Origin of the sequence: Leclercia sp. M-A074-M (assembly GCF_965195605.1) — a bacterium.
Lineage (GTDB): Bacteria > Pseudomonadota > Gammaproteobacteria > Enterobacterales > Enterobacteriaceae > Enterobacter.
This window is the reverse complement of sequence record NZ_CBDAHM010000008.1, coordinates 1-14,723: the sequence shown is the minus strand read 5'-3', so window position 1 is coordinate 14,723 and position 14,723 is coordinate 1. Positions and strand designations below refer to the sequence as shown.

Annotated in this window: 11 protein-coding genes; all 11 read left to right on the top strand. The window is 53.1% G+C overall.

Features of this window, described 5'->3' with window-relative positions:
• Positions 1-4 precede the first annotated feature (4 nt).
• Positions 5-1,345, top strand: coding sequence for a type VI secretion system baseplate subunit TssK (gene tssK / locus ACOKCT_RS16325; protein ID WP_159339427.1), 1,341 nt, complete (start codon positions 5-7; stop codon positions 1,343-1,345).
• The gene (tssL, locus tag ACOKCT_RS16320) at positions 1,342-1,995 is read left to right on the top strand and encodes a type VI secretion system protein TssL, short form (protein ID WP_159339426.1); all 654 of its coding nucleotides are present in this window, start codon (positions 1,342-1,344) and stop codon (positions 1,993-1,995) included. The genes tssK and tssL overlap by 4 nt, the downstream gene beginning before the upstream one ends.
• A 3-nt stretch (positions 1,996-1,998) precedes the next feature.
• The gene (locus tag ACOKCT_RS16315; protein WP_420193674.1) at positions 1,999-3,723 is read left to right on the top strand and encodes an OmpA family protein; all 1,725 of its coding nucleotides are present in this window, start codon (positions 1,999-2,001) and stop codon (positions 3,721-3,723) included.
• Between the two features lie 5 nt (positions 3,724-3,728).
• Positions 3,729-4,220 (top strand): type VI secretion system effector Hcp, encoded by a 492-nt coding sequence (gene hcp / locus ACOKCT_RS16310; protein ID WP_103179849.1) that lies wholly within the window; start codon positions 3,729-3,731, stop codon positions 4,218-4,220.
• Between the two features lie 170 nt (positions 4,221-4,390).
• Positions 4,391-7,030: a type VI secretion system ATPase TssH gene (tssH, locus tag ACOKCT_RS16305; protein WP_420193673.1), complete on the top strand. Its 2,640-nt coding sequence runs from the start codon at positions 4,391-4,393 to the stop codon at positions 7,028-7,030.
• The gene (locus ACOKCT_RS16300) at positions 7,030-7,590 is read left to right on the top strand and encodes a type IV secretion protein Rhs (RefSeq protein ID WP_103179847.1); all 561 of its coding nucleotides are present in this window, start codon (positions 7,030-7,032) and stop codon (positions 7,588-7,590) included. The genes tssH and ACOKCT_RS16300 overlap by 1 nt, the downstream gene beginning before the upstream one ends.
• On the top strand, positions 7,584-8,108 hold the full coding sequence (locus ACOKCT_RS16295) for a putative T6SS immunity periplasmic lipoprotein (protein ID WP_199184420.1): 525 nt from the start codon (positions 7,584-7,586) through the stop codon (positions 8,106-8,108). The genes ACOKCT_RS16300 and ACOKCT_RS16295 overlap by 7 nt, the downstream gene beginning before the upstream one ends.
• 18 nt (positions 8,109-8,126) lie before the next feature.
• Entirely contained in the window at positions 8,127-10,649 is a 2,523-nt protein-coding gene (locus tag ACOKCT_RS16290; RefSeq protein ID WP_420193672.1) for a type VI secretion system Vgr family protein, read from the top strand.
• Between the two features lie 14 nt (positions 10,650-10,663).
• Entirely contained in the window at positions 10,664-12,910 is a 2,247-nt protein-coding gene (locus tag ACOKCT_RS16285; protein WP_420193671.1) for an ATPase, read from the top strand.
• Between the two features lie 12 nt (positions 12,911-12,922).
• Positions 12,923-13,891, top strand: coding sequence for a formylglycine-generating enzyme family protein (locus tag ACOKCT_RS16280; RefSeq protein WP_236560458.1), 969 nt, complete (start codon positions 12,923-12,925; stop codon positions 13,889-13,891).
• A 205-nt stretch (positions 13,892-14,096) separates the two neighbouring features.
• Positions 14,097-14,723, top strand: a 627-nt coding sequence (locus ACOKCT_RS16275; RefSeq protein WP_420193670.1) for a formylglycine-generating enzyme family protein, incomplete at its 3' end; no start/stop codon positions are given.

Below are 14,723 nucleotides of genomic sequence, written 5' to 3'. Positions count from 1 at the left end.
AGGGATGAAAATTTATCGTCCGCTGTGGAGCGACGGGGCTTTCCTGGCCCCCCAACAGTTTCAGCAGCAGGCCCGTTGGGATGCACACGTTGCAGATACTGTTGCACGAATGGCGCTGGCGCACCCCTGGGGTGTGCTGTGCGCTGAGTTTGACGACAGCGCACTGGCGCTTTCCCGGCTCAATGCCACCCGTCTGATCGTACGCTTTGCTGACGGGACGCTGGTCGACACGGATCTCGCGGATAACCTGCCACCGGTCTGTGATATATCCGCGGTGGTGCAGGAGAGTATGGAGGTGCTGCTGTGCCTGCCATTGCTCAGCGCGAACGGCGGTAATCTGGATGACGGGCGCGACAGTGCCCGTCCGCGCCGCTGGCAGGCAGAACGGGTGACGGTACAGGAGCTTGCCGGACATGAGCGCAGCGATCTGGCTGTACTGCGTCATTCGATGACGCTGCGGCTGTCCACCCAGGAAAACAGCGCTTATCTGACCTGCCCGGTGGCGAGGCTGATCCGCAACGCCCAGGGACAGTGGGTGCGCGATCCCAGCTTTATCCCGCCGCTGCTGTCGCTGGATGCCAGTCCCGTGCTAAACGGTGATCTCAGGGATCTTCTGCACCGCCTGTCGGCCCGACGTAAGCGACTGATGGCAATGCGACGCGAAAGTAATGAGCGGATGGCGGACTTTGCCGTGGCGGATGTGTCGCTGTTCTGGCTACTTCATGCCCTGAACAGTACCGAACCCGTACTGACAGAGTTGCACCAGTCACCGTCTCGTCATCCTGAACTGTTGTACCGGGAGCTGGCGAGGCTGGCGGGCAGTCTGCTGACCTTTTCACTTGAGCATAACGCTGACGATATTCCGCTTTACCGGCATGATGCGCCAGAACAAGTCTTTCCGCCGCTGTTTACCCTGTTGGACAAACTTCTTGAGGCCAGTTTGCCGTCGCGGGTTGTTGCTATCGCGCTGGAGCAGGGCGATGACAGGGAGATCTGGCGTGGCAAGCTGCTCGATGCGCGATTGCGTGAAGGAGCGGATTTTTATCTCTCCGTGCGCTCTTCCATGCCAAACCACGAACTGCAGACCCGCTTCCCGCAGCTTTGTAAAGCTGGTAGCCACGATGATGTTTCCGAGGTGGTGAATATCGCCCTGAGCGGAATGGTGATTAAACCGCTGAGTCACGTCCCTGCGGCGATACCGCTGCGTCTTGAGAACCAGTATTTTGCGCTGGATCTGTCCACAGATGCGGCCCGCGCCATGCTGGAGGCAGGCAACTGCACCTTCTATACACCCGAATCGCTGGGTGAGATAAAACTTGAACTGTTTGCGGTGCTGCGCTCATGAATACCTCTGATACCGAATTGATAAATAGAACTTTTTATCCTGGCTGGCTGATGGTCAGTCAATTACGTAGTGGTCAGGAAATCAAGGACGGCGAAGCGCTCTACCGCCGCGCTTGCCGGTGGGTGAACGATGCCCGTGAGTCTCTGGCGCAGGCCGGGTACAGTGAAACGAGCAGTGAGCGGATGCTGTATGCCTACTGCGCTCTGCTTGATGAAAGCGTGCTCAACCGCGATAAACAGGATGATGGTTATCGTAAATGGCGGAAGGACCCGCTGCAGGCCCGTTTTTTCAGCACCCTGAATGCGGGTGAAGAACTGTGGGAACGTATTCGGACCATCCTGCGCGAGCCCGCGCCGGACGTGGCGGTGCTGACCTGCCTGTACCGCACTCTGCAACTGGGCTTTGTCGGTCAGTACCGGGCGCAGGACGATGAAAGGCGTGAGGATGTGGTGCGCGCGCTCAGCGAGCGGGTTCCGCCGTTTACTCTTACGCAGGACGCGCCTGTTATTGTCAGGGCATCCGGCCTGCGTAGCGGACGCTGGATTTACTGGCTCGGTTGGGCGGCAGGCATTGTGGTGCTGGCGGCGTTGTGGCTGACGCTCTCCTCTGTGCTGGCGCAGATGGTGTCGCAAATAGCCGGGCGGGGATAAGGGATGCGTGAATTTCCCCGTGTGTTGCTGACCATGTTTGCAACAGTTCTGGCGCTGTGGCTGGTGATGGGTTACTGGCCACTTTCCCGTGGAAGCCGGTTTGCATTTTGCCTCGGTATTTCATTGATTTGCGTTGCGATGCTGTGGAGTCAATGGCGACGGTTTCAGCACGATAATGAAGTCAGCCCACATCCTGAAGAGAACCTCCTGCCGCCGGAAGAGTTTAAGGGTGCGGTGATAGTGGTCTGTGGTGATACCGCTTCCCTGTTTCCTGCGGAAACGGTATATCGTGAAACGCGTCAGGGCTGGTATCTGCGGGCAGAGAGTATAGAACAACTGCCGTTGCTGGCGCAGCGCCTGTCTACCATGCGCCCGGCACTGGTGCCACAGGTCTCCGTACTGCTGGCGGTGACACCGGAACAGCACAATGCGGAAGAGACACTGGCGCAGTCCCTGACGGGCTGGCGACGGAGCATTGCGCAGTGCCGGGGCTGGCTGAACGGACTGCCACCCGTATGGAGTGTGGTTTGGGTATCACCGCCGGACGGTGGGTCTCCTGAAAACGGGAGCTGGTTTACCGTGACACCGGACTTACCGGGTATCCGGGTACGGCAGAACAACCATGTCCCGCTCCCGGTTGATGACTGGCAGCGGGAGGCGTCAGACAACACCTCGCGCTTCTGTCAGGCGCTCTGGCTGGACAGCGTGCTGGCCCTGACTGAGCGTCATGTGATCCGTCCGCTCGGGAGCCGACAGGGAGAGCTGCCGGCTTTGAAACTCTGTGCCGCCGGTATCTGCCTGGCGCCAGTCACCGCCGTTGCGAACAATCTCTGGCAGCAACAGATAACGGAAACCACCACGCTCTCTCCGGCTTGCGTTCCTGAGCCTGTGCCGGAGGTTCTCTCCCTCCCGGATGTTCTTCTACCGTATTTGCCGCACCGTCAGGGCATCAGCCGCCGAATGCAGGATATAGGTCTGGCAGCTGGTATCTGTTTTGTGTTCATCGTACTGGCGATGCTGGCGTCTTTTATTAACAACCAGCGCCTTGTGCGTAGCGTCGGGGACCATCTTGCCGTTTATCACCGCCTCAGCGGCACGCCAGTCGCGCCAAAACAGCAGGCGCAACACCGTCTTCGCGCCGACAGCCACCAGCTGGATGACTGGCAGCGTCGCGGTGAACCGCCGCGCTACGGGTTGGGACTGTACCAGGGCATGCATCTGATACCACTTGTGGAAGCGGCCATTAATGACTGGGCGCCGCCGCCACCGCCACGTCCGGTGATAAAGAAAATAGTGCAGGGGCCGCAGACCATCCGCCTCGACAGTATGTCTCTCTTTGACACCGGCAAATGGGCGCTGAAACCCGGATCTACCAGGCTACTGGTGAACTCCCTGGTCGGGATTAAGGCGAAGCCCGGCTGGCTTATCGTGGTGGCGGGCCATACCGACAGCGTGGGTGATGAAAAATCCAACCAGTCGCTTTCCTTGAAACGCGCCGAATCTGTTCGCGACTGGATGCGCGACACCGGCGACGTGCCGGATAGCTGTTTTGCGGTGCAGGGCTACGGCGAAAGCCGACCCGTCGCCACCAACGACACGACAGAAGGCCGCGCGCTTAATCGCCGTGTCGAAATCAGTCTGGTACCGCAGGCAAATGCCTGTCAGTTACCGGGCAACACCCCTGCGTCATCTCAGGATGATGACGTATCAAAAAATGAAATGGAGTAATTAACATGGCAATTCCAGTTTATCTGTGGCTGAAGGATGACGGCGGCGCGGACATTAAAGGTTCCGTAGACGTGAAGGACCGTGAAGGCAGCATCGAGGTGGTCGCTCAGGAGCACAATCTGTACATCCCGACCGACAATAACACCGGCAAGCTGACCGGCACGCGTATCCACACCCCGTTCCTGTTCACCAAGGAAATCGACTCCTCCAGCCCGTACCTGTACAAGGCGGTGACCACCGGTCAGACCCTGAAGTCTGCGGAATTCAAGTGGTACAAAATCAACGATGCGGGTCAGGAAGTGGAGTACTTCAACACGAAACTAGAGAACGTGAAGGTGGTGAAGGTCAACCCGCTGATGCACGACATCAAGGATCCCTCCAAAGAGAAACACAACCATCTGGAACAGATTGAGCTGCGCTACGAAAAAATCACCTGGACCTATAAAGACGGCAACATCATTCATTCCGATTCCTGGAATGAACGCGCTACTGCCTGATTTCCTGAGCAGACGGTTCTCCGTCTGCTTTTTTTGCTGAGTACCTGGTCCTCCGGGTATTCAGCAAAGAAAAAAACAATCTGCCAGCCTGACCGAATGCGCTTTGGGTTCCTTAAATGAGGAAAAGCGACGGGCGGTAGCGTGTCCGGAACTGATAAAGAGAGAATCTCATGGAAAATCCAGCCATCCTGTTACGTCGTCTTAATCCTTATTGTGCCCGTGCGATGGAGGGCGCTGCCTCCCTGTGCCAGACCCGGGCCCATGCGGAAATCTTGCCTGAGCACTGGCTGCTGAAACTGCTGGAGCAGGGCGAGGGCGATCTGACGGTACTGGCGCGGCGCTATGAATGGGATATGGACGCCATCTGGCAGGATTTGCTGGTGTTCATGGATTCACTGCCGCGCTCAGTGCGCAGCCGTCCGCAGCTTTCGGACGCGGTGCAGTTGTTAATGCAGGATGCCTGGCTGCGCGCCTCGCTGGCAGGGGAGGAGCACATTCGCAGCATTCACCTGCTGATGGCGCTGGTGGAAAAACAGAGTCTGGCCCGCTGCGATGGTCTGTGGCCGCTGTTAACGCTGGCCCAGAGTCAGCTGGAGCGTTTACGTCCATTGCTGGATGCGCAGTCGGACGAGCGACCGGAGGTGCAGCAGGAGGCTGAGATGACGCAGGGCGGTGAGGTGGAATTTATCGGCCGGCCGGTTGATGCCGGAGTAAAAGAAGGGGAACTGAATCCGGCCCTGCAGAACGCGTTGGATAAGTTCACCCTCGACGTCACCGCCCGCGCTCGCGAGGGTAAAATCGACCCGGTGTTTGGCCGGGATAATGAAATCCGCCAGATGGTGGACATTCTCTCAAGACGCCGCAAGAACAACCCGATTCTGGTAGGCGAGCCGGGTGTCGGCAAGACCGCGCTGGTGGAGGGGCTGGCGCTGCGCATTGCGGAAGGCAATGTGCCGGATGCGCTTAAACCTGTTTCGGTGCGCACCCTTGACCTTGGCCTGCTGCAGGCGGGTGCAGGTGTGAAGGGTGAGTTCGAACAGCGGCTGAAAAACATCATAGACGCGGTGCAGCAATCGCCACTGCCGGTTCTCCTTTTCATTGACGAGGCCCACACCATTATCGGCGCAGGCAATCAGGCGGGCGGGGCGGATGCAGCCAACCTGCTGAAACCGGCCCTGGCCCGCGGTGAACTGCGCACCATCGCCGCCACCACCTGGAGCGAGTACAAGCAGTACTTCGAACGCGATGCTGCCCTGGAGCGCCGCTTCCAGATGGTTAAGGTTGACGAGCCGGACGACGACACCGCCTGCCTGATGCTCCGGGGGCTAAAATCCCGCTATGCGCATCACCACGGGGTGCACATTACGGATGAAGCCGTTAGAGCCGCCGTTATCCTCTCCAGGCGTTACCTCACCGGCCGTCAGCTGCCGGACAAGGCGGTGGACCTGCTGGACACCGCCTCGGCGCGTATTCGCATGAGCCTTGACACTGTGCCGGAACCGCTAACCCGGATGAAGGCGCAGCTCACGGCCCTGGCGATGGAAAAGCAGGCCCTGCTGGAGGATATGGCGGTGGGTCACGCCACCCATGGAGAGCGCCTGGCCGCCATCGAACAGGACGAAATCAACATTATCCTGCAGCTCGACGCGCTGGAAACGCAGTACGGCCAGGAGCTGAAACTCACAGAAGAACTGCTCGCCTGCCGCGCGGATATCTCGCGTCAGGCGGAGATTGCCGACCTGCAACAGCAACTGAGAGAAGTTCAGCAGGGTAACCCGTTGCTTGGGCTGGACGTGGACACGCGTACTGTCGCCACCGTCATTGCCGACTGGACCGGCGTGCCGCTCTCTTCATTAATGAAGGATGAGCAGACGGAACTGCTGAGTCTGGAAGCCAGTCTGAGCAAACGTGTGGTGGGCCAGGATGCCGCGCTGAACGCTATTGCGCAGCGCCTGCGCGCCTCAAAAACCGGGCTTGCGCCGGAGAATGGCCCGCAGGGTGTGTTCCTGCTGACCGGTCCAAGCGGCACCGGCAAAACCGAAACCGCGCTGGCGCTTGCCGATGAACTGTTCGGCGGCGAGAAATCCCTTATCACCATCAATCTCTCCGAATACCAGGAGCCGCACACCGTCTCCCAGCTCAAGGGGGCGCCTCCGGGCTACGTCGGCTACGGCCAGGGCGGCATCCTCACCGAAGCGGTACGCAAGCGTCCATACAGCGTGGTGCTGCTGGACGAAGTGGAAAAGGCGCACCGGGACGTGATGAACCTGTTCTATCAGGTCTTTGACCGCGGTTTTATGCGCGACGGCGAGGGGCGGGAAATCGACTTCCGTAACACGGTGATTTTGATGACTTCCAACCTCGGCAGCGACCCTATCATGCAGATGCTGGAAGAGCAGCCGGAAGCCACCGAAGGTGACCTGCACGAACTGCTGCGCCCGATTTTACGCGACCACTTTCAGCCCGCATTGCTGGCGCGCTTCCAGACCGTGATTTACCGTCCGCTGGCGCGGGAGGCCATGCGCAGCATCGTCGGTATGAAGCTGGCTCAGGTGAGCACACGTCTGCAACGACACTACGGAATGACGACGGAGATCGGCGAAAGCCTGTATGACGCGCTGACCGCCGCCTGCCTGCTGCCGGATACCGGGGCGCGCAATATCGACAGCCTGCTGAACCAGCAGATACTGCCGGTGCTGAGCCAGCAATTGCTAACGCATATGGCGGCGGGGCAAAAGCCACGGCACCTGATCCTTGGCTGGGATGAAGACGAGGGGATTGTGATTGAGCTACGGCAGGGAAGTGAGTGATGACTATCCATGATAAAAAAAAGAAAGCTGAGCAAAAAGAAGAGAAAGAAGGCTCACTGCGGTTACTGACGACAGGGGAAGTTGAACTGGCGAAGTCGGTATTCAGATCGACGATCCTGTATCATAAGGTTTGGATCCATCATGACAGCTATCTTCCCTTTGGGCTGCAGAACAAAAATACGGCTATGGCACCAAATGGAGAAATTTATTTCCGTGAGCATTACCGGGAAGATTATTCGCTCAGTGTTCCTTTCTATAAACATATGTTTATTCATGAAATGGTTCATGTCTGGCAGCGGGAAAAGGGAATGAATGTCATCGGTCGGGGACTGGTGAGCTGGGCGGTGAGTTATCGTTATGTTTTGGATGGACGACTCTTAAGTGAATATCCTATGGAACAGCAGGCACAGATTATCTCTGACCATTTTATTCTGCTTTCGGAGGGATACACAAAATGGTGTGGGCTCCGGGATCATCATGTCATTACACTTGATGGGAATATCAGTGAGCCGGTGCTTGAGAAGCAGTATGAAAATACGTTGCGGGGGTTTCCATGGTAAGCATGATCCGGCAACATTATTTTTCAGCCTTTTTTTTATTATTCTGTCTCCCTGTGCTTACTGGTTGTCCTGGAGACCGATGGCGATTCGACGAAGAAACAACAGTCAGTACAAGAGGAGGAGATATCTGTTTTGATATACCGGATGCAGAGGATTATCAACCGGTAAATATTGCTATTAATCCGCGCGGGACGCTACCACGTGAAAAGAAAATTATCTTTCTCCCACCCCTCAGGGTAGAAAAGGGTCAGTTATGCCTTCCTCCCTCTTTCTATCATTTTCCGGAAAAAGGGCAGTTCATCATTTCCTATGTACTGCAATCAAAACGCCATAAAGACACGCCACGAAGAATGGTCTCTGGAGTGGAAATTAGCCGTGGGTGCATTTTCAATATTCCTCTTACGGATATGGAGATAATACGGCCCTATAGCGAAATGAAAAATACTGATATTACGCCTGTTCAGGGCAACCATGCTGGATCCTGTGAATACCCCTATACCTCAGATCCTCTTAATTAAATTCATGGAATGAAAATAATGACTTTAAAAGACTCTCTGCAAAACGCTCTTGCGACGCCGGGAACCCTGAACCGTTATCGCCTTGATATTCCCTCCTGTACCTGGCCGCTGGATGTTGAAGAGTTCAGTGGTATGGAAGGGATGAGCCGGATATACGCCTATGACATCATATTTACCAGCACTAACAGGCAGCTTGACGCCAGCGAGTTTTTACGTAAACCCGCAACCCTGACGATGGGGGCCGGGTTACTGGAGGTGTTGCCTGAGCAAAAAAAGGTCCACGGCGTCATCACGGATTTCAGACGTATCTCCGGCTCTGCCGACCAGACGCTGTACCGCATCACCCTGAAACCTTTTATATCCTTGCTGGACAGGCAGTTCCGCTCCCACCGTTTCTTTGTCAATAAATCAGTGCCGGAGGTGGTGGAGCTGATACTGCAGGAGCACGGTCTGCACGGCTGGGAATATGAATTTAATCTTAAACAAAACTACCCGAAGCGTGAGCAGATAAACCAGTACCAGGAGAGCGACCTGGCTTTCATCCAGCGTCTGCTGGCTGAGGTGGGGATTTTTTATTTCTTCACCTTGCAGGAAGACGCACAAAGCGAGGTGGTGCATTTTGCCGATGCGCAGCGGTCGCTGATGTTTGGTAAAACCCTGCCAGTCAACAGCCCGTCAGGGATGAGCGACAACGGTGCTGAATCGGTGTGGGGACTGAATGTTACCCATAATGTGGTGGAAGCCAGTGTCACAGCCCGGGATTACAACCACCGTGATGCACAGAGCATATTGCAGTCTGCGCCTGCGGATATGACCCGTGGGGACGGCGAAGGGGTGACTTATGGCGATGCCTATCACTACCGTCTACGTCATCTTGCGCGTGGCGACAAAATCGACCCGCAGGCGGAGACTGCCAACTTTTATGCCCGCCTCGATCATGAACGTTTTCTGGCAGACCAGTCGCAAATTACAGGCCACAGCACTGCGGCGTGGCTGGCTCCCGCTCAGGTTCTGACCATTACCGACAATTTGCCTCCAACCCTGCCAGCTCTATTACAGGAACCGGTGCTGCTCATCAGCACGCATTTTACCGCCAGCCGCAAGAGCGCTCTTCAGGTAGATATTTTTGGCGTGCCATACAGCGAAACGGTGTGCTGGCGTCCGCCGCTGCTGCCGCGCCCCAAGGTGACGGGCACCATGACGGCGCGCGTCACCAGCGCTAAAGCCAATGATATCTATGCCTGGCAGGATGCCTCCGGCCTGTACCGGGTGAAATTCGATGCTGACCGGGACGGTAAGGCGCAGGGGCAGGAGAGCATGCCGGTGCGTCTCGCCAAACCTTACGGTGGCGACGTGTACGGCTTCCACTTTCCACTGATCCAGGGAACGGAGGTGGCGATCGCGTTCCATGAGGGCGACCCTGACAGGCCGTATATCGCCCATGCGCTGCATGATTCACGCCATGTTGACCACGTAACCGAGAAGAACAGCACGCGCAATGTGATCCGCACGCCGACGAACAACAAGTTGCGGATGGAGGACAAGCGCGGCGAGGAGCATATCAAGCTCAGCACAGATTACGGCGGCAAGACTCAGCTGAACCTGGGGCATAATGTGGATGCGTCGAGGAGATTACGAGGAGAAGGCGCTGAGCTGCGCACCGATGACTGGGTCACAATAAGAGGGGGGAAAGGGATCTTTCTCAGTGCCGATGCTCAGCCGAAAGCACAGGGACAGATGTTGGATATGAACGCGGCGATCGCTCAGTTACAAGGTGCGTTGCAACTGGTGACAGCGCTAGCGCAGAGTGCGAGTGTATCAGGTGCGCTGGAAGCCGATACAGCTTCTCAACAGCAGCTTGGCAATATGCTTGCACAGTTAAAAGATGCGGGGCTACTGGCTTCCGCTCCGGCGGGTATTGGTCTGGTTACACCGAAAACTATTCAGCTTTCCGCAGGCCATACTCTGACCGCGACAGCGGGTGGGAATGCGGATATAAGTATAATTAAGAAGTTTACAGTTGCGGCAGGTGAAGCTATCAGTTTGTTTGCCCAGAAAATGGGAATGAAGTTATTTGCCGCCAAAGGTACCGTGGATATTCAGGCACAGACCGGTGCTCTGCGTCTTCAATCTAATAAGACAATGAACATTAATAGTGTCAGTAGTGAAATTGTACTGAACGCTGCTCAGGGTATTACGCTGACCAGTAAAGGTGGGGCGTATATCAAAATCAAAGATGGCTCGGTGGAAATTGGTGCACCAGGTAAAATAAATCTAAAAAGTGCAAATATTTTATGGGGAGGCAGTGCTTCATTAGAACAGGCACTTTCTCCAGTATCGGTTAGCGATCCTGAATTTCATAATCCGATGAATGGGGGGTTCAGGATTCTGGATACATCCACTAAACAGCCTAAGCCTTATGTGCCTTACCGTATCGAAACTGCGGACGGAAAACTTATCCGGGGAGTGACGGATGAAAATGGCATAACACAATCTCATTATGGCCTCGATCCAGACTCAATTAATTTGTTTTTTGAGTAAAGGGACTGACAAAAATGAACGGAAAAAGTGAACCTGTAGCACAAAATACACTAAGCAAGAAAAATGGTAATGCTGTGGATGTGTACCACGCTTCTGCCACTGTTTATTTTAGACCGGATACTGAAGAACTGATAATCCTTGCTGAAGAGGCCTGCGATGATTTTGATCGTCACTGGGGTGAGTTACTGTCAGCAGTGAATGATGTACATGAGGCTGGTAAGGCCTACTCTTCAGCTGTTGAAAATTATGGCAATGCATTCAGTACCCCTTCCGAAAACGCTGCGGAATTTGAGCTTGAGGACAGTGCTACAACGCAGCAAAAAATTCTGGATGAGAAAAAAGCTGCGTTGCGGGACAAACTGGGAGACTTCACTCCGGCAGGCTATGAGACCGTTGTCGAACTGATACCGGTTATTACAAAGAAGAAGCACGGGCGGCGCTCCGGCCCCGGTAGTAAATATGTGTACGTAAAAAAGGGATACTACGACCAGTTGGGAGCCGGAAAGAAACATACCGTTTCACTCAAGGCAAAAGACAAAGCCTCTGCTGCCGAAAGCATTTTTATTTATGATAAAAACGGTAACCGGAAAGGTATTGATACCCAAAAGCTAAAAGAACAGCTCACGAAAGCAGAATTTCCGAAACCTGATACCAGTATTGAGTTATTCAGCCTGGATAAAGAAGATATCGGAGAAATCGATAAAACGCTGACAGACTGGGCGGATTGCTGGAATAATAGCCTGATTGTTGACGGGAAAGAAATTGGTAATCATGTTGATGTGTCTGCCGGTGCACAATTCATGCGCTTTACTGCCAACGCTGGTGCCAGCGGAGAATGGGATGCCAAAGATGGAAAGTTATCTATAAAAGGAGAAGCTTCCGCTGTTCTTGCTATTGCACAAGGCTCTGCCAGTGCAACCTATTACCTTCCTGACCGCGTGGGCTGGCCGCTGGCGTACACACCTGAAAACGCTGATATTCTGAATATGGGCATGCTTCGCCTGTATTTAGAAACCGAACTGATTGGATTTGTTGGTGCCTCTGCCCAGATAGAAAGCCAGTTACAGGTCACCACAATTGGTGCAAAACAGATTCTGATGGGAAAACGCGATCCCGAAAATACCCTTCCTCGTTTTAATGAGCGTCGTATTTCCGGCAAGGCATTCCACAAGAAGATGAAGGAAGGCGATGAAGGTGTAACCAGCAGCGCCGAGCTATTTGGCGGGGCGAAAGTAGAAGCTGGTCTGAAGGGCGGTGTTCAGTGGTTAAAGCCTGTTGCCGCGACAGCGTACCAGGGAAAAATGGGAGAGGAGGCAAAAGCTGCCGCTGAATACGTTGATTTTTGTACCATAGGCTCCAGCATTACCGGTATGGCTGGCCTGGGGGGAGGGGCAACCTTTTATTGTACATTCTTGAACGGTAAGTTTTGCTTTAAAATCGCAGCCAGCTTGTGTTGTGGTCTTGGAGCCAAAGGGGCTTTTTTATGCGAGGTGGGTTACGAAAAGCTGGCAGATTTCGGTGCCTGGCTGGCCTATCAGCTATATGGGCTGGATTATCATTTCTTTGAATTGATTGTCGAGGATGCATTTAAAGCGTATAGCAAAATATGTGTCATGCTGATTTCTGATATGAAGGATAAGGTTGTACAGTTGCTTGATAAAATAGACACGATGGTTGACACTATTCGTACTACTTTTAAAGAGTTCCAGGAAGATATGACTGATGGAGTCAATGCATCTTCAAAGCGAAACCAACTTGCAAAAGAATTAAACACCATTCCTGAAAGGTTATTGAGTTTTACTCCCGAAGCAAAGGGGAACTTATTGTATTTGCTTACACGACATGGGTTCTGGGATCATGTTGATATTAACAATCGAGGTGATGGCTTTATTCCGGATATTTATCATGACCGCAAGAAAGCTATTATCAATATTCTGTCTACTATCCAGACCAGACGTGAATGGACAAAAGTGATGACCCACTGTTCGAAGGATGGAACGGATCTGGCGTTGTCGCATCCGATGAGTGAGGACGCACTGGTATCCTGGCAGGAATCCGAGCTTCGGACCTTTTTACAGGAAGGCCTGAACCGTGATGATGAGCTGGACATCATTAAGTCCCGCATTCGTGATCAGGTCGCGTGGGGCTATGCTCTGGCAATGAACAATACCTACGATTATAAACTGGCGCAGGGCACTAACCCGTTATATCCCCGGATGGGGGAATTTGGCCCACTCTCTGATAATCAGGCACTGGCCTGAGGAGTGATATCTGTGAATAAATTACTTAGCATAATAATATCTGTGTTGTTGTTAACTGCTTGTGATAAACCGGAATCCTCGAAAAATGATAAAAAGGTGAACCAGGCAGAACTAAATAACTTTATTAAAAATATAAAAACAAACCTGGTTTTTGTCGAAGGCGGTGGTTTTGAAATGGGGGACTTTGGCGAGAAGCTATATGGCGGTCAGATTGACCCTTATCCGGACAGCAAACCCCTGCACAGGGTGGAACTGACCAGCTACTCAATGAGCAAATTCAAAATCAGTAACCGGGATTATCATCTGTTTCTGGATTATCATCACCACTCAGTAAGAGAAGTGCGCGCTGCATTGAAGGATGATTGGACAGAGTATAACAGTACGCCCGAAACACCCGTCAGAATTGACTGGTATGAGGCGGCAGATTACTGCGCCTGGCTGGGGAAAATGACGGGCCTGCCTTTCTCCCTGCCAACTGAAGCGCAGTGGGAGTACGCCGCCCGAAGCCGCGGACAATTTATAGTTTTACCCACCAATACGGGCAAAGCAGACATTGAATTTCACAGCGGAGGAAAAGATCGTGGAATAAACATAAGTACCAGTTACGATCGAAAATTATTCGCAAGAAAGAATAATACGCATCTTGAAGAATTATCAAATGTACCGGGTGATGCTTATCCGCCCAACCCCCTTGGTATCTACGATATGACCGGAAACGGCTTCGAATGGGTCAGCGACTGGTATGATCCTGATTATTATAAAAACTCCCCCACCAAGGATCCTCAGGGACCTGAAAAGCCTGAATTCGAATATGACGGAAAGGGATATCAGAAAGTCATGAGATCTTCAAACAGCTATAACGGAATAACAGGTTCTACAGTGGGACGAACCTTTCGTTCTCCGCGTGTTCCTGAAGACAGTATTCCACCCAGTCAAACAGCACGTTGTGTGGTCAACTCTCCCGTTTCCGTCAATAACTAGTTTTTTACAGAAAGGCCTGAACCGTGATGATGAGCTGGACATCATTAAGTCCCGCATTCGTGATCAGGTCGCGTGGGGCTATGATCTGGCAATGAATAATACCTTCGATTATAAACTGGCGCAGGGCACTAACCCGTTATATCCCCGGATGGGTGAATTTGGCCCACTCTCTGATCATCAGGCACTGGCCTGAGGAATGATATCTGTGAAAAAATTACTTAGCATAATAATATCTGTGTTGTTGTTAACTGGTTGTGATAAACCGGAATCGCCGGAAAATGATAAAAAGGTGAGCCAGGCAGAACTAAATAACTTTATTAAAAGTATAAAAACAAACCTCGTTTTTGTCGAAGGCGGTGATTTTGAAATGGGGGACTTTGGCGAGAAACTATATGGCGGTCAGATTGACCCTTATCCGGACAGCAAACCCCTGCACAGGGTGGAACTGACCAGTTACTCAATGAGCAAGTTCAAAATAAGTAATAGTGATTTTGATTTTTATATTCTTTATAATTATTTAACGAAGAGAGCAGTCACCAAAGCTTATAAAAAAATGTGGTCTGATTTTAATTCGACGCCTCAAACACCAGCTCAAATTGACTGGTATGAGGCGGCAGATTACTGCGCCTGGCTGGGGAAAATGACGGGCCTGCCTTTCTCCCTGCCAACCGAAGCGCAGTGGGAGTACGCCGCCCGAAGCCGCGGACAATTTGTGGTTTTACCCACCAATACGGGCAAAGCAGACATTGAATTTCACAGCGGCGGAAAAAACAGGGGCATCAATCTTGGTACTGAATTTGACAGGCAACAATATGCCTTAAAAAGTGGAACC